This is a genomic window from Desulfobacula sp., from assembly GCF_030145145.1.
Classification (GTDB): domain Bacteria; phylum Desulfobacterota; class Desulfobacteria; order Desulfobacterales; family Desulfobacteraceae; genus Desulfobacula.
The window spans coordinates 68,074-89,828 of sequence record NZ_JAQYWD010000015.1; the positions used below are offsets into that span (position 1 = coordinate 68,074).

Annotated in this window: 22 protein-coding genes and 1 tRNA gene; 16 read left to right on the forward strand and 7 right to left on the reverse strand. The window is 46.1% G+C overall.

The window, feature by feature from the left end:
• The first annotated feature begins 16 nt into the window (after nt 1-16).
• Both Q1Q15_RS10280 and Q1Q15_RS10285 read left to right on the forward strand, forming a co-directional pair.
• The gene (locus Q1Q15_RS10280; RefSeq protein WP_300459234.1) at nt 17-577 is read left to right on the forward strand and encodes a hypothetical protein; all 561 of its coding nucleotides are present in this window, start codon (nt 17-19) and stop codon (nt 575-577) included.
• Nucleotides 578-594: 17 nt separating this feature from the next.
• On the forward strand, nt 595-1,683 hold the full coding sequence (locus Q1Q15_RS10285) for an AI-2E family transporter (protein ID WP_300459237.1): 1,089 nt from the start codon (nt 595-597) through the stop codon (nt 1,681-1,683).
• Nucleotides 1,684-1,826: 143 nt separating this feature from the next.
• Here the strand turns inward: Q1Q15_RS10285 and Q1Q15_RS10290 are convergent, their stop codons facing one another.
• The 3 genes from Q1Q15_RS10290 to Q1Q15_RS10300 form a co-directional block, all read right to left on the reverse strand.
• Complete coding sequence (locus Q1Q15_RS10290) at nt 1,827-2,708, reverse strand: nucleotidyl transferase AbiEii/AbiGii toxin family protein (protein ID WP_363320928.1); 882 nt, start codon at nt 2,706-2,708, stop codon at nt 1,827-1,829.
• On the reverse strand, nt 2,701-3,318 hold the full coding sequence (locus Q1Q15_RS10295) for a hypothetical protein (protein ID WP_300459239.1): 618 nt from the start codon (nt 3,316-3,318) through the stop codon (nt 2,701-2,703). Before Q1Q15_RS10295 ends, Q1Q15_RS10290 begins: the two co-directional genes overlap by 8 nt.
• Nucleotides 3,319-3,475: 157 nt before the next feature.
• Nucleotides 3,476-3,551 (reverse strand) — tRNA-Asn (locus Q1Q15_RS10300).
• Between the two features lie 143 nt (nt 3,552-3,694).
• Between Q1Q15_RS10300 and Q1Q15_RS10305 the strand changes: the two genes are divergently transcribed.
• From Q1Q15_RS10305 to mltG, 10 genes are all read left to right on the forward strand, one after another.
• On the forward strand, nt 3,695-3,997 hold the full coding sequence (locus Q1Q15_RS10305; protein WP_300459241.1) for a hypothetical protein: 303 nt from the start codon (nt 3,695-3,697) through the stop codon (nt 3,995-3,997).
• A gap of 17 nt (nt 3,998-4,014) precedes the next feature.
• Nucleotides 4,015-4,476 (forward strand): SoxR reducing system RseC family protein, encoded by a 462-nt coding sequence (locus Q1Q15_RS10310; protein ID WP_300459243.1) that lies wholly within the window; start codon nt 4,015-4,017, stop codon nt 4,474-4,476.
• Nucleotides 4,477-4,698: 222 nt separating this feature from the next.
• Nucleotides 4,699-4,950 (forward strand): cytochrome c3 family protein, encoded by a 252-nt coding sequence (locus Q1Q15_RS10315; RefSeq protein ID WP_300459246.1) that lies wholly within the window; start codon nt 4,699-4,701, stop codon nt 4,948-4,950.
• A gap of 76 nt (nt 4,951-5,026) precedes the next feature.
• Entirely contained in the window at nt 5,027-6,289 is a 1,263-nt protein-coding gene (locus Q1Q15_RS10320; RefSeq protein ID WP_300459248.1) for a 4Fe-4S dicluster domain-containing protein, read from the forward strand.
• Between the two features lie 14 nt (nt 6,290-6,303).
• Nucleotides 6,304-7,272, forward strand: a complete 969-nt coding sequence (locus Q1Q15_RS10325; RefSeq protein ID WP_300459250.1) for an RnfABCDGE type electron transport complex subunit D — start codon at nt 6,304-6,306, stop codon at nt 7,270-7,272.
• Entirely contained in the window at nt 7,265-7,849 is a 585-nt protein-coding gene (rnfG, locus tag Q1Q15_RS10330) for an RnfABCDGE type electron transport complex subunit G (RefSeq protein WP_300459252.1), read from the forward strand. Before Q1Q15_RS10325 ends, rnfG begins: the two co-directional genes overlap by 8 nt.
• A gap of 28 nt (nt 7,850-7,877) precedes the next feature.
• On the forward strand, nt 7,878-8,486 hold the full coding sequence (locus Q1Q15_RS10335) for an electron transport complex subunit E (protein ID WP_300459254.1): 609 nt from the start codon (nt 7,878-7,880) through the stop codon (nt 8,484-8,486).
• A gap of 15 nt (nt 8,487-8,501) precedes the next feature.
• The gene (gene rsxA / locus Q1Q15_RS10340; protein ID WP_300459257.1) at nt 8,502-9,077 is read left to right on the forward strand and encodes an electron transport complex subunit RsxA; all 576 of its coding nucleotides are present in this window, start codon (nt 8,502-8,504) and stop codon (nt 9,075-9,077) included.
• A gap of 72 nt (nt 9,078-9,149) precedes the next feature.
• Nucleotides 9,150-11,234 carry an FAD-dependent oxidoreductase gene (locus tag Q1Q15_RS10345; protein ID WP_300459259.1) on the forward strand — a complete coding sequence of 695 codons (2,085 nt, stop codon included), beginning with the start codon at nt 9,150-9,152 and terminating at the stop codon, nt 11,232-11,234.
• A gap of 90 nt (nt 11,235-11,324) precedes the next feature.
• Entirely contained in the window at nt 11,325-12,347 is a 1,023-nt protein-coding gene (gene mltG, locus Q1Q15_RS10350; RefSeq protein WP_300459262.1) for an endolytic transglycosylase MltG, read from the forward strand.
• Here mltG and Q1Q15_RS10355 read toward each other — a convergent pair whose 3' ends face one another.
• Nucleotides 12,348-12,974, reverse strand: a complete 627-nt coding sequence (locus tag Q1Q15_RS10355) for a Smr/MutS family protein (protein WP_300459264.1) — start codon at nt 12,972-12,974, stop codon at nt 12,348-12,350. It abuts the gene before it with no gap.
• A gap of 93 nt (nt 12,975-13,067) precedes the next feature.
• Here Q1Q15_RS10355 and Q1Q15_RS10360 point away from each other — a divergent pair, with 93 nt between their 5' ends.
• Nucleotides 13,068-15,044, forward strand: coding sequence for an RNB domain-containing ribonuclease (locus Q1Q15_RS10360; protein ID WP_300459267.1), 1,977 nt, complete (start codon nt 13,068-13,070; stop codon nt 15,042-15,044).
• Nucleotides 15,045-15,136: 92 nt separating this feature from the next.
• On the opposite strand, the gene Q1Q15_RS10365 is transcribed toward Q1Q15_RS10360, so the two are convergent.
• From Q1Q15_RS10365 to Q1Q15_RS10375, 3 genes are all read right to left on the reverse strand, one after another.
• A complete protein-coding gene (locus Q1Q15_RS10365; protein WP_300459270.1) occupies nt 15,137-16,387 on the reverse strand; it encodes an IMP cyclohydrolase in 1,251 nt (416 codons plus the stop codon).
• Between the two features lie 3 nt (nt 16,388-16,390).
• Nucleotides 16,391-17,074, reverse strand: coding sequence for a hypothetical protein (locus tag Q1Q15_RS10370; RefSeq protein WP_300459272.1), 684 nt, complete (start codon nt 17,072-17,074; stop codon nt 16,391-16,393).
• A 164-nt stretch (nt 17,075-17,238) separates the two neighbouring features.
• Nucleotides 17,239-17,928, reverse strand: coding sequence for a hypothetical protein (locus Q1Q15_RS10375; protein WP_300459274.1), 690 nt, complete (start codon nt 17,926-17,928; stop codon nt 17,239-17,241).
• Between the two features lie 77 nt (nt 17,929-18,005).
• On the opposite strand from Q1Q15_RS10375, the gene Q1Q15_RS10380 reads away from it, so the two are divergent.
• The 3 genes from Q1Q15_RS10380 to Q1Q15_RS10390 all read left to right on the forward strand — a co-directional run bounded on the left by Q1Q15_RS10380 (nt 18,006) and on the right by Q1Q15_RS10390 (nt 21,744).
• Complete coding sequence (locus tag Q1Q15_RS10380) at nt 18,006-19,883, forward strand: Glu/Leu/Phe/Val dehydrogenase dimerization domain-containing protein (protein WP_300459277.1); 1,878 nt, start codon at nt 18,006-18,008, stop codon at nt 19,881-19,883.
• A gap of 271 nt (nt 19,884-20,154) precedes the next feature.
• Nucleotides 20,155-20,904 (forward strand): cytidylate kinase-like family protein, encoded by a 750-nt coding sequence (locus Q1Q15_RS10385; protein WP_300459280.1) that lies wholly within the window; start codon nt 20,155-20,157, stop codon nt 20,902-20,904.
• Nucleotides 20,905-20,967: 63 nt separating this feature from the next.
• On the forward strand, nt 20,968-21,744 hold the full coding sequence (locus Q1Q15_RS10390) for an enoyl-CoA hydratase/isomerase family protein (RefSeq protein WP_300459283.1): 777 nt from the start codon (nt 20,968-20,970) through the stop codon (nt 21,742-21,744).
• Nucleotides 21,745-21,755: the final 11 nt, after the last annotated feature.

Below are 21,755 nucleotides of genomic sequence, written 5' to 3' on the forward strand. Positions count from 1 at the left end.
AAAAAGGACTTTATTAATGACCCCTAATTTTATTAAAATGATGTTTTGTTTATTCTCCATCGCTTTGCTCTCATTGTTCAGTTGCGTTTCCAGTCAGTACAAACCAGCTGAAGATATGGTTACGCTTGATGTGACATTCGTAGACGCTTCATGGGATGGTAAAAAAATCCCGAACGGGCAACAATGTAATAAATTTGGTGGAAATGGCGCTACCCCGGCGTTGAGAATCAAAAACATTCCAACCAAAGCCAATGCATTGATCTTTGAGTACAGTGATCAGGATAACGACAGAATGAACTATGGGGGGCATGGGAAAATCCGTTATGCCATAAAACCCGGATCAACACAGGTGACAGTCCCATCCGTTCCTGGCCACACGTTTGAGCTCCCTGATAATTTTTCGCTTATTTCTGCACATGCCAATCCAGGCTGGGATAAAGCCGGCGCTTATATGCCGCCATGTTCCGGCGGAAGAGGCAATCGCTATTATGTAACCGTAAAAGCAGTGTATGATACACCGGATAAAAAAGATTCCCTGGTTTTAGGGGAACGTCGCCTTAACCTGGGCAAATATTAATTAATAAGGAACCGACAATGCTGGCCCTATTCCAAACCTGGTTCAAACGGCATTTTTCAGATCCCCAAATCATTATCCTCATATTCCTGCTCCTGTCCAGTTTTTTAACCATTCTATTTTTCGGTTCCATGCTGATTCCGGTCTTCTTCAGCATTATGATCGCCTATCTGCTTGAAGGCATCATCAAGCGGCTTGAACAGTTCAAGATACAGCGAAAGGCATCGGTGATAATAGTTACAACACTTTTCGTGACCTGCCTTACCCTCACCCTCATTGGTCTTCTTCCCCTTTTGGCAAAACAGGTGGCCATGTTCGTCCAGGAACTTCCCTCCATGCTGGGCAAGGGTCAGAAATCCCTGTCAAACCTCTTTGAACAATACCCTGAACTTATCGATAAATTCCAGATTGACGCTTTTACCAGCGCCATTGCAGCCGAACTGACCAACCAGAGCCAGCAGCTTATCTCCTTTTCCCTGGCATCGGTACGAAGTTTCATTACCCTCATCGTCTACCTGGTACTGGTCCCCCTGCTTGTATTCTTCTTTCTGAAGGATAAAGCCACCATTTTAAACTGGCTGGCTGCATTCCTGCCTGACGATCTCGAATTGTCAACAAAGGTGTGGAAGGAGGTCAACCTGCAAATCGCCAATTACGTCAGGGGGAAGATCTGGGAGATTCTCTTTATCTGGGGCATCTGTTACAGCACATTTGCCTTGTTCGAACTGAAATTTACCCTGCTGATCTCTTTCTTTGTGGGACTCTCGGTGATTATCCCCTATATCGGAGCGACAATTTTGGTACTTCCCATTGCCCTGGTGGCCTTTTTCCAATGGGGGTTTGTTGCCAAGAGCGCCTATGTTATTGGCGCATACGGCATCATACAGGCCCTGGACGGAAATCTGATATCCCCCCTGCTCCTGTCGGAAGTGGTGGATCTGCACCCCGTGGCAATAATTGTTTCAGTCCTGATTTTCGGCGGGTTATGGGGTGTTTGGGGTCTCTTTCTGGCCATTCCCCTGGCCACCATTGTTCAGGCGGTGATCAAGGCATGGCGAAGCATGGGGACAACACGCGACACCCCTGAAATCGAATCCAGCGGACAGTGACAAAATATTTTCCTTTTTCGTATCTTCCCAATAACCCTAAAGTGGCAGCCTTTACCAGCGGATCCCAGAAAATCAAAGGGCTTTTTAAGCGTTGCTGACCCCGTTTGATTGTGCAGTTCACAGTGACCGGTACCGGTCCTTGTTCAGGCGCAAAGCGGCTGGACATCAATTTCCTGAATCAAATAATCATTAAAGAATGCCTCGGACCAAAGATTCAGCTCATCCTTTTGCCTTGAATTTTTCAAAAATGGTTCAACATCTCTTTTTACCAAAGAAAAATCAACCACCTTAATTTTTTCAGATAATAAGTCAACAACTTTTTTTTTATCCAATGCCTCTGATAAATCTAAGTGGCCTGTTTGTACCATTTTATTCTTAAGATAGTGTAACTCACATGGAATATTATTCTTCACAAACCAGATTAAATCATACCAGTCCCGGCCTTTAATATTGGCTCTTATGGTCCGGCATAATAAAGCATGCATTTTGCCTGCGAACAAGCTGGGCAAGGTCATGGTTTTAATGGTAAACGGAATTGGATGGAGATGATATTTCAGATCACTGGCAAACCCGATAGCTGGATCCTGATCAATTTCTAATTTTATCTTCATCACAGCATTTTTATGGGTCTTCAAATTGGAATCAATTTTCAATAAATGGACCAATGTGTTTGCTTTGATAAAAGCCGAATCGATCGTGCTTTTATTCTTCTTGTCTTTTTCTTCTGTAGAAACTTCAAAACCCCATAGTTCCAGTTCTGATTTTACCGCACCAAGATATTTTTGAATATTAAATGCTTTTTCCGGCTGAATGAATAAAAAATCCAACGCCTCAGAGAACCGGTCCAGCTTATGAAGAATGCGTAATGCGCTTCCACCGTAGAAAACCGCCTTTTCATAAAATTTTGACCGCCATAAACCAAGCAAAACGATTTCCTGTATGATCTCTTTAAGCGCATTCTCATGATCATGAACCGTATGGAATTCATACCTGCTTAGCATTTGTTCAATTTTTTCATCAAACATGATTTTCCTTTAAACAATCGAGCAGCAGTTTTATACTTTGCCTTCGATATCCGGTCTTGATTTCTTCTAATAAAGACAAATCAAAATCTTTATTAACACTATAATCCAACCGCATTAACTCAAGGAATTCCTTCATTTCCCTTTTTGTTGAAATATGCGTTTGCATTGCTGTCATGTCGCACAGCGCCTTCTCAGGGGAAGCAATTAGAAATTTTTTTTGGTCTCCGGCATCTTCAAGCCGAACCCCAATGTTGAATACTTTTTTGGGGCAATATAAATAAGAAAATCTGCCAACCGGCCTTTCAAACTGCTTCTTTCTTTTCATCGTCATGCTGATAGTTAGTTCAACACGTTCCGGTATCATGTTCCAAAATGCCAATGCGGTTTGACCGGTGATGTAAGAAGGCCCATAGATCAGATTAGCCAGGATAAACTTGTTGTAAGGCTTATTATACTCCTTGCCCAACACATAAAGTCCTTTTTTAACCCTAACAATATCCTTATCCTTGAGGAGCCCCCTGATCTTATCTCTTGGTTTTTTGTAATCTCTTAACGCGTGCAACAGCAAATTGTAATCAAACTCTGCGGGAAATTGAATCAAATTTTTCACGATATATCAACCAATATGTCTAATAAATTGGACTTACTGGTCAATTTATAATTTATTGACTGGAAATTTTCAACGAAAATGTATTGCGTGTGGATTAAATCGACCCAAAACAAAAAAGCCCCGTTAAGTTTCCTTAACGGGGCAGTATTGATTGGGTTGGCTCCCCAGCACGGACTTGAACCGCGGACCCATTGGTTAACAGCCAATTGCTCTGCCAACTGAGCTACTGGGGAGCAGTGTCCCTGAACGAGACTCGAAAGGTATATAACACTGCCATTTCTTTGTCAAGAAAAAAGAACAATTAAATTTGACATCACTAGGGAACAGGTTTATTGTATGAAAATTACAATAAATGTTAGACAAAGGAGGGTGCATCATGGATATCAACAGTTTAAACGGGTCAACAACCTATACAAATATCCCCAATGGCACCCCCCCGGTTGACAATACACGGCTTCCAGAACAGAATGCTGAAGCATCCAGTATCGACCTTAACACAGACACCTCGCCGGGTGTACCAAAAGCCTTTGAAGTCACCCTTTCCCGGGAAGCCCTGGATAGACTGGCTGCAGAACCCGCCACCACCCCGACGTCAACACCACAACCCCTTGACAATCCGATCAATCAAAACATGGAACCGGCCGTTAAGGCCAGCCAGATTGTAAATATTGTTGCCTGATAAAAGAAAATAGAATCATGATCACTGAAAATGGAATCGTCACCAATGTCAATGCAGCCACCGCCTGGGTAAAGACCACCCGATCCGGTGCCTGTGAGTCCTGCTCTTCCAAGGAAACCTGTGGAACTGCCGATAGCATAACTGAAATGATTGTTACGGTTGACAACACACTCAACGTGGAAAAAGGAGACCATGTGATCATCGGTCTGGAAACCAGGCCCATGCTTTATTTAACCTTTCTTTTATATGTATTTCCCATTATTCTACTCACCATTGGTGCGGTAATCGGCAACAGCCTTGCAGCATCTTTTCAAATGAATCCTTCCATTCTTTCCATGATCTTCGGATTTTCCTTTTTTGGGCTCTCTTTTTATTTTATCCGGAAAAAAAACAACGCACTTGCCAATGAAGACGCGTATAAACCCTTCCTTGTCAGAAAAAAATCACAAGTCATTCCAGAAGGTTGTTCAACACCTTAAATATTTTTTTTTCTCTTGCCAATATAGCTACAATATAATATAAACGCAGCCTAGTTGTGGGTTTGTCGAAAGTGAACTCTAAACCCTTAAATAAGAGAGAAAAGTATTATGACATCACAACGAGACCTAAAAATAGCTATGTTCATTATGATCATATTTGCGATCACAGGGATTATATGCTATGCCTCTTTTACTCCCCCTGTACCTGAAAGTCCAGTGCGTATGATGTTTCAGAACAAAGGCGGTAAAGTTTTATTCACCCATTCAATACACGCAGGCGACTACACCGAAGATTGCCTGGACTGCCATCATAACATCGAAGATGATGAAACCTACAACTGCAGTGAGTGTCATGAAGATACGGGTGATGAAGACATGCCATCAAGAGCTGATGCATTTCATACTCAGTGCAAGGGATGCCATGAAGAACTTGGCGCAGGTCCGGTAGAATGTAATTCGTGTCATTCATTATAGTTACTCTGGTTTTATACCTTTGAATTAATGCTTTACAAATGGATGATCTTAGCTTTTTACAAAACAAGGACTTATTATGATTAAACGATCTTTTTTCACGTTAACCCAACCACGGCTTAACTATGATCTTGTGGAACCGGATCCTAAAGAGCCCACGTCAATACCCATCCCGACCGACCTTATTTTATTATTAAATGAGCCCATTGACAGCACGAAAGACACTTTAATAAAAAAAGGGAATAAGGTTGAAAAAGGAGAAAAACTCTACCTGTACGCGGATAGTACAGAATACACGATTTCTCCCGTAGCAGGAACCATCAGCAGCCTGGACGTCTATTCGGATAACCTTGGCAATCGCTCCACATCTCTTGTTATCAAAAGTAATCAGGCCCAATCAGATTCGATAACATATGATTTAAAAGAGACCATTGCCTCGGCGGATGAATACTTGCGGACACTACCCGGTGCACCGCCCCTGGAGCGCCTTGCCAGCGATGACAACGAGATCAATACCCTTGTCATCACCTGTGGGGACACAGACCTTTTATCTACAACCAACCAGTATGTAGCCCTTAAATTCCTGAATGACATAAAAAAAGGGGTCCAGGTTTTAAAAACCATAACCACTGCGACAAAAGTCTATGTCACGGTTCCGGAGAACTCACCACTCCAAGGGGGTCTTGAACCGCTTCAGGTATTTAAAACATCCATGGCATATCCGTCCAATCTGCCGGCAATGGTTCTAAAAAATCATTTAAACCTGGTGCTTCCGGCTGGAAAAACACCGGAAGATATGGGGGTCTGTTTTATTGCTGCGGAGGCTGTGGTCTCTTTGGCCAAGGCATACCAGACGAAATCTGCAGGGTTTGAAAAAATAGTCACGATTATTGACAAACAGGGAAATCAACATAGGGCCAAGGCCACCATTGGGACCCCGTTACGAAACATTTTCAATGCCTTCAGCATTCAAGTCAGCGAACAGGATAGAATTATTATTGGTGGACCCATGAAGGGATTTGCAACCTTTACCCTTGAACATCCGGTTCAACCGGATATGGATATGGTCATGATTCAAGATCGGGAGGACATTCCCGAGATATCTGACACGCCCTGCATCAACTGCGGTAAATGCCTCCAAACCTGTCCGGTGAATATTCCCGTGAATATTCTTGTGCGATACCTTGAGGCTGCCCAGTATGAAGAGGCTGCCGACAAATATGATCTTGAGGCCTGTATTGAATGTGGACTTTGCGCCTACGTATGTACCGCCAGGATCCCCATATTCCAATACATCCAGCTTGGGAAACATGAGCTTTTTAAACTTAGAGCAGATGCTTAGAATGGAGACTGAGAATGAATAATATCAAATTAACAGTATCCCATGCTCCTTTCTGGCACGATGGAGATAGTCTTTTTCAAATGAACCTGAATATCATGATTGCCACGCTTCCAGTTGTCATTTTTGCGATTATTCAGTTCGGCGCACCCGCCTTTGGTGTGCTTTCGCTATCCCTTTCCAGTGCCATGATATGGGAACTTATCATGAATCTCGTATCCAAAAAGAGGATCTCCATTGGGGATCTGAATTCTGCCGTTATCGGGCTTCTTTTTGGAATGATGCTACCCGCCACATCCCCATGGTGGCTTATTGTGACCGGAACCTTTGTTGCCGTTGTCCTCGGAAAAATGATTTTTGGCGGTATTGGATCCAATCCGTTTAATCCGACCCTTGTGGGAATGGCCTTTTTAATGCTTTCCTGGAAAGTCTTCTTTGATTTTGACGCCGCTTATGTCAACTACGACTTCGATTTTACAGCGCTGGCACCACTGGCAGCCCTCAAACTCCAGGGCGCCGCTGCAGTGACAGATCTTTTCCCCCTGGGCGATTTGATCATGGGCAGGCAGGTGGGTGCAATAGGCGCCACCTTTGGACTGGGCCTGATTATCGGTGGTATCTATCTGATCCTCAGGGGATATATCCGATGGGAAATCTCGGTGTCCTTTATCCTGGGTATCATTGTGACGGCGTATTGTTTCAAATTAGCGAACCCTGAGATCTATGCAGGTCCCATGATCCATCTTTTTTCAGGATATACGCTGATGGGCGCTTTCTTCCTGGCCACAGAGCATTCATCCTCTCCGGCCAACAGGATTCCCATGTTCATTTACGGATTTTGTGCTGCCTTAATGATCATCCTGATGAGGAATATCGGTGTCTATGCAGACGGCACTGTATTGGCGATCCTGTTGTTAAACCTTGTGAACCCCCTCATCGACACAATTAGACCAAAAACTTTGGGAAAGGGTGGAAACAATGCGTGAAATGATTAGTATGATTGTTGTTTTAACCGTTTTAACCGCTGTTTCCGGCGGACTGCTGGCTGCTGTAAAATCAGGAACCGAGGTTCAAATTGAGAATCAAATTTTAAAATTTCAAAAGGCACCGGCTATTCAGGACATCTTTCCGGAAGCAACCAATGATCCCCTGGCAGAAAGGTTTACAATAACTGCTGAAGATATCAGTTTACAGATATTTCCAACCAAAATGGCCGACGGCAGCAACGCCATCGTCTTTGAAACCAAAGGAAAAGGCGGGTATGGCGGCGATGTCGGATTGATGATAGGGATCAACCTGGAAACAGACCAGATCGTTGGCGCCAGGGTGACAACGCATGCTGAAACCCCTGGATTGGGGGCAAGGGCCAAGGATGACCCGGAATTTGTCAGCCAATTTGCAGACCAACCCATTGATGCCAACCTGGCCTTAAAAAATGACAGCGGCACAATTGATGCCATGTCGGGTGCCACCATAACGTCAAAGGCGGTAACACTGGCGGCCATCCAGGCCCAGGAACTCTATCAGAAACTAAAACCTGAAATTGTCAAACAGATGAAATAAGGCAAATTATTTTAGGAGACACTATAATATGGCACAATCCTTAGCAAAAGAATTTACCAAAGGACTCTGGGCTGAGATACCTCCTTTCAGGCTGGTTTTAGGACTCTGCCCGGTCCTGGCGGTAACAAAATCGGTTGAAAACGGTATCGGGATGGGCGTTGCGACCACCTTTGTTCTGGTTTTTTCCAACCTGTTAATATCGCTACTCAGAAATGTTATCCCTTCAAAAGTCAGAATTGCCTGCTTCATCGTTATCATCGCCACATTTGTGACCATTGTGGAACTGGTGATGCAGGCCTATACCTATGAACTATTCCTGAAACTGGGCATTTTTATTCCCCTTATCGTGGTGAACTGTATCGTTCTGGGCCGGGCAGAAGCCTTTGCCAGCAAGAACAGCCCTGTTCTTTCCGTTGCAGACGGGCTGGGTATCGGCATTGGGTTTACCCTGTCCCTTGCAGCCTTGGGCGCGGTGAGAGAGTTGCTGGGAAACGGAACCATAACCATCTGGGGCGGAACCCCTGTTTTTGAAATGGGGGCCAACTTTTTACCGTTCCAGTTTATGATTGAAGCACCGGGCGCATTTGTCGGTCTTGGACTCATGCTCTGCCTGATGAACCTCATTGGTAAAAAATAGAAAGGAGATTATACTATGGGTGATTTATTCGTCCTTGCAATCAGCTGTATCTTCATCAACAACATTCTCCTTGCCCAGTTTCTTGGAAACTGTCCGTTTCTGGGAACCTCCAAAAAAATGGAGACTGCCGTGGGGATGGCAATGGCCGTTGTCTTTGTCCTTGTCATGGCGGGGATTATCACATGGATCGTGGATGCTTACCTGTTAAAGGGACTCAACGTTGAATACCTGCGGACGGTTTCCTTTATTCTGGTGATTGCCTCCCTGGTTCAGTTTGTAGAAATGTTCCTGAAAAAAAGTATTCCTGCACTGTATGCAGGCCTTGGCATTTTTCTGCCGCTCATCACCACCAATTGCGCGGTTATGGGTGTCTGCCTCATCAATATTAAAGAAGAGTATACGTTCCTTGAAACGGTTGTTTCCTCGTTTGCCTACGCTGTCGGATTTGGCCTCGCGCTGATACTGTTTGCAGGTGTCCGGGAAAGAATTTCCCTGGCAAGGGTTCCCAAACCCCTGCAGGATACCTCCATTGGTCTCGTGACGGCAGGTATCATTGCATTGACATTCATGTCATTTAAGGGAATGGTTTAAAAACAAATTGAATTAATCCAGAGACCTTTCTTGTCAAGGATATGGATTATGCCAAAAATATAAGGTGATATCATGATCCCAGCTTTATTGTTTATGTTAGGTATTGGTGCTGTATGCGGTATTGTACTTAGCCTTTCATCCAAGGTTTTTTATGTCTATGAAGACCCGAGAATTGCTCTTGTTGAGAACAACCTGGCCGGTGCAAACTGCGGTGGCTGCGGCTATGCAGGATGTTCTTCTGCTGCTGAAGCTGTTGTAACCGGTAAGGCACCCCCCAGCGTCTGCGTTATTTCCAGCAAGGAAGGCGTTGAAGCAGTGGCTAAAATAATGGGCGTGGACGCCGGCAGTGCTGAAAGCCCGTTATCCTACAGCCTGTGCGAAGGCGGTTTTCGTGCGGCTGACAAATATCATTATATGGGAATTCCCTCCTGCAAGGCCATGGCCGCTTCATTCGGCGGCAAACGGGTTTGTGGAGTGGGGTGCATTGGGCTTGGTGATTGCGTAAAAGCGTGCCAGTTTGATGCGCTCAAACTGGGTCCCAATGGTTATCCCGTAGTAAATGATGACAAATGCGTGGGGTGTGGTGCCTGCCAGCAGGCCTGCCCGAAAGACATTATCCAGGTGCATACCCTTTCTGAAAATCTCTTGAAATTCAACCAGATGGATGATCCGCTGGCACCCTGTGCCCAGACCTGTCCGGCTGAAATCAACATCCCGCGATATATCAGTCAAATCCGGGAAGGCAAATACAAAGAAGCTGTCGAGACCATCCGCTTGAGAAATCCACTGCCCCTGGCCTGTGGCAGGGTCTGCCCCCATCCGTGTGAAGATTATTGCAGGAGGGGAATTGAAGATGAACCGGTTTCCATTAACCAGCTCAAACGATTTGCTTCTGATTATGAAATGAATTCAGGCTCCCGGATTCCCATCAAATGTGCCCCGGACTCCGGCAAAAAGGTCGCAGTTATTGGCGGCGGGCCTGCCGGTCTCTCCTGTGCCTTCTTTTTACGGCGTGTCGGGCATGAGGTGAATATCTTTGAAGCCATGCCCAAACTGGGTGGTATGATCCGATACGGCATTCCTGAGTACCGGCTTCCCAAAAAAGTACTGGATTGGGAAATCCAGGGGATTCTTGACCTGGGGATCAAATCCTTTACCAATGTTAAATTCGGCAGGGATTTCGGACTCGGTTCCCTGATGGCCTCAGGCTATAATGCGGTATTCCTTGGGGTGGGTGCCTGGGAAGATTATACCCTGGGCATTGAGGGTGAGTCCCTTACCGGCTGTTTTACCGGCATTAACTTTCTCCAGAGGATTGCCGGTGGTGAACAAATCGAACTGGGCAAAACCGCTGCCGTTGTCGGTGGTGGAAATACAGCCGTTGACTGTGCCAGAACCCTTTTAAGGCTCGGTCTTGAAAAAGTATACATGGTTTACAGGCGAACCCGAAAAGAGATGCCGGCCAATGAGGTCGAAATAGTGGCATCAGAAGAGGAAGGCATCAACTTTGTTTTCCTGGCAGCGCCCACACGGGTCATTGGTGATGATAATGAACAGGTCACCCATCTTGAATACCTCAAGATGCAGCTGGGTGAACCCGATGCCAGCGGCAGACGTCGCCCCGAGCCCATTGGGGGGTCTGAAACCCTCCTGGATGTGGATATGGTCATCTCAGCCATTGGTCAGGCACCGGAGACGGAGTTTAAAAAACAGGATCCCAACCCGAGAATGGAGGAACTGGAATTGACCCGATGGAATACCATTGATAATGATCCGGCAACCCTGCAGGCATCCATCCCCTATATTTTTACGGGCGGAGACGCGGCCACAGGAGCCTCCCTTGTTGTGGAAGCCATTGGTGGCGGAAGGCGCGCAGCCCGGTCCATTGACTTATACCTGAAAGGGGAGCCGGTTGAACCGGTGAAAGAGTCTTTACAGAAAAAACATATTCCCGAATCCCTTTTCACAAAGGTGGACGGCATCCAAAAATCTGACCGGGCTAAAATGCCGGAAATTCATGTGGAACATCGGCTTGATTCCATGATTGAAGTCGATCTTGTCCTACCGGAAGAGCAGGCCCTCAAAGAAGCGGAAAGATGTTTGAATTGCTGCAGGATCTGTTATAACCCGGATACGGATTTCCCCATAGAGAAATAACTGATATTCAATTAAACCATTCGAATCGTAATATGACAAAAGGGTATCCTTCAGACAGGATACCCTTTTGTCGTTGATTCGGTTAAAATTATGATCAACCGCAAATTAAAAATTATCGTTGTTTCCAGTTTCAGTCTTCTAGGCATACTGCTTCTTTGTGGGGGGCTGTGCTTTCTTGAAATCTCGTCATTTATTAAAACACCCCCCCACCCGTCTGCCCAAGCAACGGAATTTACCATCACCCCCGGGCAAAGCCTGAAACGTATCGCAAAAAACCTTGAAAAAAATGCCATCATCTCCAATCAACTCTATTTTATTGTCTTCACAAAGCTGAAAAAAGCAGAAAAAAAACTTCAGGCCGGTGAATATCATCTGTCCGGGGCCAGTTCTCCGGAACAAATCCTTGAGATCCTTACCAGCGGCAGGGTTAAATTATACAGGATTACGATTCCGGAAGGACTGAACATCAATGAAATTGGCGATTTAATGGAAACGATGGGGGGTTGCAACCAGAAAACGTTTTCAGATTTGTGCCATGACAGATCGTTTGCCCACTCCCTGGGCATCAAGTCCACAACCCTGGAAGGGTATCTTTTTCCAGACACCTATTTTTACCCCAAACAGGCATCTTGTGAGGATATCATTAGAACCATGGTGGGGCATTTTAACCGTATTTTTACCCCAAAATGGCAAGCCCGGGCCAAAACCCTGGGCTTTTCCGTCCATGAGATAGTCATTCTTGCGTCTATGATTGAAAAAGAGACGGGAGATGCATCTGAAAGACCCTTGATCGCTTCTGTTTTTCATAACCGTCTGAAAAAAAACATGCGCCTGGAAAGTGATCCCACTGTGATATACGGCATAAATGATTTTGATGGAAACATTAAACGAAAACACCTTAAAATGCCAACCCCATACAATACTTACCAGATCAAAGGGCTTCCCCAGGGGCCCATTGCAAACCCCGGTGCCCTTTCCATACAGGCTGCCCTATATCCCGCACCCACCAAATATCTTTTTTTTGTTTCAAAAAAAGACACCACCCATCAATTTTCAAGAACCCTGCAGGAGCACAACCAGGCAGTAAAAACCTATCAGCTGCGGAACGAGTAATCATTCAAACCGTTCAAAGTGTTTCAGGTAAACAATTGCGGCGCCGCTTTTAGATTTCTTCTTTTTATCCCATTCATACCAGATCACCAGATCCTGCCGTTTCATTTCCCGCAATATATCCTCAACAACATCAGGAAGCACCGGCCCTAAATCAGAGTGAAGCCCTTTTCCAACGATAATACGCACCGTAAAAAATCCCTGTTGTTTACAACTGTGGATAAAAGATCGGACCTTCACCTGGGCACCGATGGCATTGTACCCGTGAAGATCCAGCTCAATTTCAACCGGTGGGTAGCGCCGTATTCTTCTTTTAACAGGCATGGGCGCTGTTTTTTTTACAGCTGTTGTGTTCCGGTTTTTAAAGGATTCCTCTAACAATTGAACAAAATCTTCCTCTTTTGAATCCTTTGTGCCTTTTTCTTCTCCCGGCAGATGATCCAATACCCTTACCCCGTGCCTGTTTGTTGATTTTTGGGAAAATGTATCCTGAGCAACAGGCGGTTCCGGGTTGTCTGTCTGCAAACCGTCTTTTTTTTCAAATGCCTCTAAAAAATCATGATCTGAATCAAAAATCGGCAAATCATTTTTTCTATGATTTTTTATGTGTTTTTTTTCTTTTTTTCCCATGAACCTACTCTATCGCATGCAAGACAAATTTTCAAGATTTTCAAACGTGCTGTTTATTTGACAATCCCCCCCCTTCCTGCTATTGTCGGAATCATGATAACAGGGAACATTGTAGAGTATATTGACCAGCAAAAAATTATTTCTGCGGTTATATTACAGGAAAAAAAAAATAAATTAGGGTTACTCAATGAGAACAATCGGGAAGTCAGTCTTTCTGAAAATCGATTATCTCATGTATCCCAGGTATGCCTGGACACCGGTATGGCAAGGGATACCATGGTTGTGCATTTAAAACAGCTGTCCCAATACCGTAAACAGCTGTCTGAAACCATCAATATCCAGGAATTATGGGAGGTACTGCATGAGGAATCCGGGGACATTGATCTTGCGACCATGACCCTTTTCTGTTTTGATCCCCCCCTGACACCTGACCATGAGGCCGCGGTTATCCGGGCTTTTTTCCATGACAGGCTGTATTTCAAATTTAACAAGAGCATGTTCACCCCTTACACCCCACACCAGGTTGACGCTAAACAACGGCAAATCAAAGAGGCAGAAAAAAGGGAGCTGATCATCCGGAAAGGGGCTGCATGGATTGATGATATCTTGAATGGTAAAACCAGCAGCACTCAAATTGATCCACAGATCATTGATATCTTAAAATCCTATTACCTGTTCAACAACGCGTCTGATTTCTATCCCACTGCCAAACATATTATTAAAAAATCCACCCTCAATTCTTCAGAACAATTGTTTAATATCTTTGTAAAGGCCGGCATCTGGGATCAAAACAAAAATGTCGATCTATTAGCCCTGCAAATCCCCACAGTGTTTCCCCAGGATGTCCTGGAACAGGAACATAAATTGACCCGCTCCCTGATCAATTTCTTTGACGATTCCTTGAGAAAGGACTTGACCCATATCCCCCTGATCACCATTGACGGTCAATCCACCCTTGACTTTGATGATGCCATCAGTCTTGAAAATACAGAAACCGGTTACACGCTGGGTATCCACATCATTGATGTGGATGCCTTTATTAAATCCAATGATCCCATTGACCTGGCAGCCCGGGAACGGGCCAGTTCCATTTATATGCCCGATGACAAACTGCCCATGATTCCCCCCAACCTTTCCGAGGATCTTTGCAGTCTCAAAGAAAACGAAATACGACCGGGGATCAGTACCATCATTAACATGAGTCGGTTTTTTGAAATCCAGGATTACAAAATTTTTCCCAGTATCATCAAAGTTCACAAACAGATGAGTTACGCCGAGGCAAACCTGCTGAACGGCAAGAATGATCCCATTACCACCCTTTACAAAATTGCCACACTTTTGCGGGAAAAAAGACTCAAAGCCGGGGCCATTCAAATCACCCTGCCGGAAGTCAATGTCTGGCTCGAAGATAATCAGGAGATTGGATATTTAAAAATTGACCGGGAAAACCCCTCGCGCATGCTCATCTCTGAAATGATGATCTTTGCCAATTCCCTGATGGCGGAATTTCTTGCTGCCAACAAGATACCGGCGGTGTTTCGATCCCAGGCACAACCCAAAAAACGTCTATTCAAAGGCATTGAGACCTCTTTGATCTTAAATTTCATGCAGAGAAAGCAATTGAGCCGGGCCATTGTCGGGACAGATCCGGAAAGCCATTCCGGCCTGGGAGTTAAAGCCTATGTCACGGCGACATCCCCCATCAGAAGATACCATGATCTGCTGACACAGCGACAGATAAAATCCCTTTTTGGATATAACAAAGCCTATTCCAAGAGTGAACTTGAAACGATTCTCCAATCCATTTCACTGCCCATGGCCAATGCCGGCCGGATACAGTCGGCAAGAAAACGATACTGGATCATCAAATACCTGGAATCCAAACGAGGGGACACCTATGAAGCCCTTGTGCTTGATTGTCACAGGGATCACTATACCGTGCTGATCAAGGAATTCATGTATGAGGCAAAACTCCCCGTCAGCGGTATCAAACTCAAAAGTGGGGATATTATCCAGGTGACCATCCAGCATGCAGATGCCAGAAGAGACCAACTCTCTTTATTTTTATAATGGTCCCCCCCATGATACAGAACAGGCAATTGGAACCAGACGATTTTTCTCGATTGAGACGTCCGGTTCCAACAGGGTTAAATCCGCCAATATCAGTGTTTAAAACTTCTTTGGCCCGTATACACCATTGTGGCATCATTTTCATTACAGGCGTCAATAGACTGATAATCATTCAATGATCCACCAGGCTGAACAACGGCTTTCACGCCCTGCCGCAATCCCACATCAATCCCGTCCCGGAAGGGGAAAAAGGCATCAGACACCATGGCAGATCCAATAAGCCCGCCTTTGATATCTTTCACCTCCTTTTCAATCTGGGCTCTCTTGTCCGCATCCGCCAGATCGGCAAAAGAAACCTTGTATTGTTCAAAGCAATATCGATCCGCCAGTTTCCGATAGGCTTTGTCCACGGCGATTTCCGCCACTCCCACCCTGTCCTGCTCACCCGTTCCAATCCCCACAGTGACATTGTCTTTCACATAAATTACAGAGTTAGAGGTAATGCCGGATTCCACCAGCCATCCGAACAGCATGTCCGCATATTCCTGTTGGGTGGGCTGACGGTTAACCGTGTAGGTCTTTTGCTTATATTCTGTTGAAGCCGGCATAAAGTCACTTTCAGACAGGGCCTGGGGAACAAAAGACCATTGGGCCACCATTCCTCCGTCCATAAGGCTTTTAAAATCAATGACCCGCTCACCAATAAACGTTTGAAGGGTCTCAATGGCATTAATCCGAATCACCCGTAAATTTTTCCGGGCGCCCAGGATGTCGATGACCCCCGCTTCGAATTCCGGTGCCACAACCACTTCTGCATACTGGCTGGCAATGGCCTCGGCCGTTACTTTATCCACCGCCTTGTTCAGGGCAATGCACCCCCCAAAGGCTGCCACTCGATCCGCCATATAGGCTTTTTGATAGGCCTGGGCCAGACTGTCTGCCCTGGCTGCCCCGCAGGGGTTATTGTGTTTGACAATGACGGCACAGGGGGTATCGGTAAAATATCGTAAAATATTCAATGCATTGTCCGCATCGGTCAGATTGGTTTTTCCCGGATGCTTGCCGGATTGGAGCAGTTCGATATCAGAAACCAGGTATTTGCCCGGGGCAATGGTCTGGGCATCACCCAGGGCCAGGTTACCGTTGACAAGCCGGTAAAGCGCAGCTTCCTGCCCGGGATTTTCACCATAGCGCAATCCCTTGTTCACCCCGTCAATCACCCATGATACTTTTTCATAAAAAAGGGTCTGACGTTTATCCCCGTCCACAAAAGAGACTTCCATGCTGGGGGTAAAATGATCATCCATAATTGTCTTATACATTTGTTTGAGATCTTTGGACATGGCTTATTCTCCTGATTTATAACACGATGAAACGTCTGTTATGGGGGTTGCAGCCAGGTAATCGGCAATGGTCCTGTCATAGACGGCCGTGTGTTCAAACGCTTTCCGGGCAAGCCCGAACCTGTCCTCAAGGGATAAAAATCCCTTGCTGGCCGTCAATTTTTCCAGGATGGCCGGATATGTGGCGGGATCCACCACCGATGCCACCCGGATAAAATTCTTAGCCGATGCCCGGATCATGGTCGGGCCACCAATATCAATATTTCCCCTGGCCTCTTCGCAGATCACCCCTTCTTTAGCAATGGTATCACTGAACGGATAGAGGTTCACCACCACCATATCAATGGAACGGGCATCCGTTCTTTTTAAATCCGCCTGGTGCGCCTCATTATAGGTTTCTGTCAACAGACCCAGGTAAATTTTGAAATCAAGGGTTTTGACAAGCCCTCCCTGGGTTTCCGGCTGGCCGGTATAGTCAGAGACCTGTTTTAAGCAGTCCTTTGCCCGGTCACCCAAAATTTCTTTTAATTTTCCATAGGTTCCGCCGGTGGACAAAATCAGTATGTCCGGGTTCAAATCGACCAGGCCCGGAATAAAAGCGTCCAGGCCTGATTTGTCAGATACACTCACCAGAATCGTCTTGATTTTCACCTGATCATCAATTTTTTCGACTACATTCTTACCCATGATCGTTCCTTAATTTTATTGTGAGAGGTTTTTATTTTTTCTTTAATAATGCAGATAAATTATATAATTAGCCCCTTAAAGTCAAGTTGTGATACATCAAGGTCCTTCACGGAAACTGAGGACTGCCTCCCTTCGGGGGTCGGGTATGGCCCGGGTCTCTGATTTTATACCAGACAAGACAGCTTCTCCAACACTGGCCTGACCGTTTCCCGGTGCTCCGGCGGCACCACCAGTACGGATATCTTTTCATTCAACAGGAACCTTTCGTCCCGGGTCTGCCGGCAGTAATCTGACAGATGATGCAGGGGGGTATCCGATAAAAAAAGGGTCACCATATCCGACAAATTCCCAAACAAACCGGTCTGGTCCATATGCTCAATATATTGTAAAAACAGATTATTGAGGGTCAGGACAATGGGCGGGACCTGGGCATAGCCCTTTTGCCGGCAAGACACCTGGGACATTAATGCCCTGCAGCCAAAGGGACGGACATCATAGATACTGCAAAGGTCATCCACGAGCAAGGGGCATTTCCCCCAAGCGGGATCGTTTTCTTCTTCAGGGATTTCTTTGCCTTCCCGACACAGCCGGGCAAACCGGTTTGTGGTCATTTTTGGCAGATATCTTTTCGATGGGAAATGATCCATGAGCCGGTCTTGAAGGACTTTTTTCTCCGGCAAGGACATGGCCGCCATCAAAAACCCTGTCTCAAGGCTTGTCAGGGTGACATTGCAGGTACAACAGGATGAACATTTTTTTTGACAGACCCCCTGGATGGGTTCCATGGCCTCATCGTAAATCGCATAAATCTCTTTCAACACTTGAACAGAGGTAACAGGCCATTGGTTTTTCATTTAAAACCCTTTATTTTTTTAACAAATTTGGTTATTTTTAAGCTAGTTTTGTACCGCATTTGTCAAAGGATAACAATATGATTCCGTCAAGAATGAATCAGTTTCTGCACGAAGCCCTGCCTGACAGTGTCTGGCAGAACCGCCTGATCAAGAAGGGTCCATTGAGATTTCTTGAATTCGGCCCCCTGGATGTTGACCGTCTTCAACGCCTGGGGATTAAAGTAGACCGCCTGGGCCCCAGACTGGTCACCTGTATGTGGAATGACGACAGCCCACTGGAAATTGGTGGATTTCTGGTGGTGGACAACCTTGCCATGGGACAGCCCTCCATGGGGGGTACACGGATGCTGCCGGATATCACCCCGGACACTATCCATAACCTGGCAAGGGGCATGACCCTTAAAAATGCAGCTGCAGACCTGCCTTTTGGCGGTGGAAAATCCGGTATTATCCGGCCGGAAAAACTCTGTGAAACAGACAGGAAAGATGTCATCAAGGGGTTTGGCCAACTCTTAAGACGATACAAGGACATCTATATCCCGGGTCCGGATGTGGGAACCAATGACGCTGATATGAAAACCTTTGCCATTGAAAACGGCTTGAACAATGTCGTCTCAAAGCCAGCTGATATGGGCGGCAATAGAATTGATGAACTGGGGGGTGCTGCCAATGGCATTGTCGTGGCGACAAAAGCCCTGCTCGAACATCTGCCGAAATTAAAGCAGCTTCCCCAGTTTAAAGACATGGTCATTCCCAAGCCCTCTGAAATGGATATTCTCATCCAGGGATTTGGTGCTGTGGGGGCCAATGTGGCCAGAATTTTTCATGAATATAATCCCCAGGCTGCACCCATCATCAAGGGAATCAGCGATGAAAACGGCTACCTTTTAAATGCCAATGGCCTGCCCTGGAAGCAGTTGTTTGACATGTGGAAAGCAATGGGTATCGTTACCCAGGCATATTTCCATGATCACATCCTGCACAAACCGCTTCCTGACGCAACCCATACCGTCTTTTCCAATGCGTGTGACAACCTGTTAACCGAATCTGCATTCTGCCTGATTCCAGCCTCACCTGTTTTTAATTATCTGGACCTGGACCCCGCCACAAATCCCTCCATGACATTGGACCGGATGGGAAACTGGCAGATCATTGTTGAAGGGGCAAACACCTATTCGCCGAACCCCACAAGGAAAGCAGCCCGCAGAAGAATGGAACGTCATGTATACCGGGATAAAGGCGTCCTGATCGCAACCGATTACCTGGTAAACTCGGGCGGGGTCATTTATGCGGCCCACGAACGGATGATCCCGACACCGGATCACCTGCTGATTCCCAGGGCTATTTTGGGAAATCCCACAGCCATTGAAGGCTGGCTTGGAAAGAACCGGGATGACTTTGAAAGCCTTGCCGAGCTTCGCAGAGAAGCCGCCGTTAAAAAGCTTGAAACCGTCATCCGGAGAAATATGCAAGAACTCATTGACGGCCTTTGCAAAGATACAGACCGCCTGCCTTGTGAGATGGCGGAACGCATCAGTGTTCAGCGGATTGCCGCTGTGGAAAAATCACGGACAGCCCGGGATATCATGGAAGAAGCCCCCACCATCGGTGTGGATAAAAGCATCACCGATGCCGCCCGGTTACTGGTGGACGCCCATGTCGCCATTGTTAATGTCGTATCTGAAAAAGGCAAACTCATTGGCATTGTAACCAACTGGGATATGACCAATGCCCTGGCATTAAAGCTGCCCATGGATTCTCCATTGACCAAAATAATGACCGCAGATGTCATTACCAGCCACCCGGATGCCACCATTCTGGACTGCATCCGGAAACTGGAAATCTATGAAATATCGGCAATGCCTATTGTTGAAGAAGACACGGTCGTGGGGGTGATTTCAGGGGACATCCTGGCCAGAAGAACCCTCTTCAGACTATTACAAACCATGGCATAAACCGGCCAAACCCCTCGCCTGGTTGTCAGGTTGCTTTCCAGCATGTTAAGCAACCTGACCCTTCCCCCTGAACAGTTTTCTCATCATACCCCTTTTTTTTCACCCGCTCTTCCCTCAAAGCAAGCGTCCCGGGGCTATCCGGGATTCACTCAATTAAACCACCGCATCTGTTCATGTTGGTATTGTTATTGCTCTTATGATTTACAAAACGTAAGTGCGGGTTGTTATTGACATCAGCATAAAAATTAATGCCTATGAGGAGGGAATAACCATGAATCAGACGTCAGAAAAAACCATTTACAAACCCGGATATTATGGGAAAAAAAGATTGAGCGCTTCGGCCTGGACAGATGCGAATATCAAAAAATGGAGCAAGGACCAGGCAGATAAGCAACAGGAAGGACTCCCTCCCATGGTGTACCCGAGTATTTGTTTTTCACGAAAAATCGGAGTGGGAGCGTTGGAAATCGCCGATCTTTTGGCTGACAGTCTTCAGTATCGGGTGATTGACAGAGAAATTCTGGAACATATGGCCAAAGAGACCCAGCTGACCCAAAAAATCATTGAATTTTACGATGAACGGTATCCCGGCAAAATGAGTGAATTGTTCTCCATGCTCACCAGTCAAAAAACCTTTATAAAAAGTGATTATGCCCGGCAATTGGTCAAGACGGTCACCGCCCTGGCCAATACCGAACCCACCATTTTTGTGGGTCGCGGAACCCATCTGATCCTGCCCCGGAACACTGTTTTGGCGGTGCGATTGGTTTGCAGCAAGGCATACCGCGTGGATCGGCTGGCAAAAATGTTAAAAATAGGCAAGTCAAAGGCGGAAAAACAATTAAAAACAATTGATAGTGAACAGCATGATTTTTTTAAATCTGTTTATAATAAAAAAGAAGCCCTTGTGGATGAATTTGATCTGGTGATCAACCAGGATCATTTCCATGGGGCATTTGAAGCCGCCCAGATAGTGGCGTGTGCATTTGAACAAAAATTCGGCGGCAAAAAACCGTCTTGACAAAAACAATCAAAAGTAGGCTAAATGAACCATCAAGACTTAATCGTTTGAGGGAGGTTCAAAATGGAAAATACATGTCCTGAAGGAGATTTCGGTTTTTTTTCAGCCTGCCTGGAAGAGGAGGTGCTCCATATTCGGTTCAAGGAAAATCTTCTGGAACATCTGATAAATCTTTCCAAACGGGATATGATTTCCGATTTTGCAAGCCAGGTGTTGAAAACCCCTGAAGCAAAGGCCATCCTGCTCAATTCAGATTTCCGGGACACCGGTTGCGAGGCCTATACCCGGTTCTTTATGGAAAAAAGCCAGGCCAGCGATCGGTTTGATTTTCACCGGCTGTTCAACGTCACAAGCCAGGTTGTCCTGGGGATCATCGGTCTGGATCGGATTGTCATCCATGCCTGCCAGGGCAACGTGATCTCCCTGTTCCTCAATGTCAGCCTCGCCTGTGACTACCGGATTGCTGCGGACAACACCATGTTCTGCAATCCCTATCTGGACCTGGGCTTGATCCCGGTGGGCGGCGGGCCCTATTTTCTTTCACGAATGATGGGGACCGGAAACGCCTGGGAAACCCTTTTATTGAACCGGGATATTGATGCCCAAAGGGCCCTGGAAATCGGTCTCGTGGACCGGGTTGTGCCGGCAGCAGATCTGGATGCGGCAGCCCTGGACATCGCCCGCAAGTTTGCCGCCCCCCCTGCCGGCACCATTGCGGGCTTGAAAAAACTGGTGAACCTCTCACGGAAAAAAGACCTTCAAGCCTATTTTGAAATTGAAAAACAGGAAATGTTCAAGTGCATCAATTCCCGGGAGTTCTCCAAAAAATTCGACCACTGACCGCTGTGCAG

What these genes read in the sequence shown, in the direction of transcription:
- Q1Q15_RS10280 (WP_300459234.1), top strand. Translation starts at nt 17, where the DNA reads ATGACCCCTAATTTTATTAAAATGATGTTTTGTTTATTCTCCATCGCT.
- Q1Q15_RS10285 (WP_300459237.1), top strand. Translation starts at nt 595, where the DNA reads ATGCTGGCCCTATTCCAAACCTGGTTCAAACGGCATTTTTCAGATCCC.
- Q1Q15_RS10290 (WP_363320928.1), bottom strand. Translation starts at nt 2,708, where the DNA reads ATGTTTGATGAAAAAATTGAACAAATGCTAAGCAGGTATGAATTCCAT.
- Q1Q15_RS10305 (WP_300459241.1), top strand. Translation starts at nt 3,695, where the DNA reads ATGGATATCAACAGTTTAAACGGGTCAACAACCTATACAAATATCCCC.
- Q1Q15_RS10310 (WP_300459243.1), top strand. Translation starts at nt 4,015, where the DNA reads ATGATCACTGAAAATGGAATCGTCACCAATGTCAATGCAGCCACCGCC.
- Q1Q15_RS10315 (WP_300459246.1), top strand. Translation starts at nt 4,699, where the DNA reads ATGATGTTTCAGAACAAAGGCGGTAAAGTTTTATTCACCCATTCAATA.
- Q1Q15_RS10320 (WP_300459248.1), top strand. Translation starts at nt 5,027, where the DNA reads ATGATTAAACGATCTTTTTTCACGTTAACCCAACCACGGCTTAACTAT.
- Q1Q15_RS10325 (WP_300459250.1), top strand. Translation starts at nt 6,304, where the DNA reads ATGAATAATATCAAATTAACAGTATCCCATGCTCCTTTCTGGCACGAT.
- rnfG (WP_300459252.1), top strand. Translation starts at nt 7,265, where the DNA reads ATGCGTGAAATGATTAGTATGATTGTTGTTTTAACCGTTTTAACCGCT.
- Q1Q15_RS10335 (WP_300459254.1), top strand. Translation starts at nt 7,878, where the DNA reads ATGGCACAATCCTTAGCAAAAGAATTTACCAAAGGACTCTGGGCTGAG.
- rsxA (WP_300459257.1), top strand. Translation starts at nt 8,502, where the DNA reads ATGGGTGATTTATTCGTCCTTGCAATCAGCTGTATCTTCATCAACAAC.
- Q1Q15_RS10345 (WP_300459259.1), top strand. Translation starts at nt 9,150, where the DNA reads ATGATCCCAGCTTTATTGTTTATGTTAGGTATTGGTGCTGTATGCGGT.
- mltG (WP_300459262.1), top strand. Translation starts at nt 11,325, where the DNA reads ATGATCAACCGCAAATTAAAAATTATCGTTGTTTCCAGTTTCAGTCTT.
- Q1Q15_RS10355 (WP_300459264.1), bottom strand. Translation starts at nt 12,974, where the DNA reads ATGGGAAAAAAAGAAAAAAAACACATAAAAAATCATAGAAAAAATGAT.
- Q1Q15_RS10360 (WP_300459267.1), top strand. Translation starts at nt 13,068, where the DNA reads ATGATAACAGGGAACATTGTAGAGTATATTGACCAGCAAAAAATTATT.
- Q1Q15_RS10365 (WP_300459270.1), bottom strand. Translation starts at nt 16,387, where the DNA reads ATGTCCAAAGATCTCAAACAAATGTATAAGACAATTATGGATGATCAT.
- Q1Q15_RS10370 (WP_300459272.1), bottom strand. Translation starts at nt 17,074, where the DNA reads ATGGGTAAGAATGTAGTCGAAAAAATTGATGATCAGGTGAAAATCAAG.
- Q1Q15_RS10375 (WP_300459274.1), bottom strand. Translation starts at nt 17,928, where the DNA reads ATGAAAAACCAATGGCCTGTTACCTCTGTTCAAGTGTTGAAAGAGATT.
- Q1Q15_RS10380 (WP_300459277.1), top strand. Translation starts at nt 18,006, where the DNA reads ATGATTCCGTCAAGAATGAATCAGTTTCTGCACGAAGCCCTGCCTGAC.
- Q1Q15_RS10385 (WP_300459280.1), top strand. Translation starts at nt 20,155, where the DNA reads ATGAATCAGACGTCAGAAAAAACCATTTACAAACCCGGATATTATGGG.
- Q1Q15_RS10390 (WP_300459283.1), top strand. Translation starts at nt 20,968, where the DNA reads ATGGAAAATACATGTCCTGAAGGAGATTTCGGTTTTTTTTCAGCCTGC.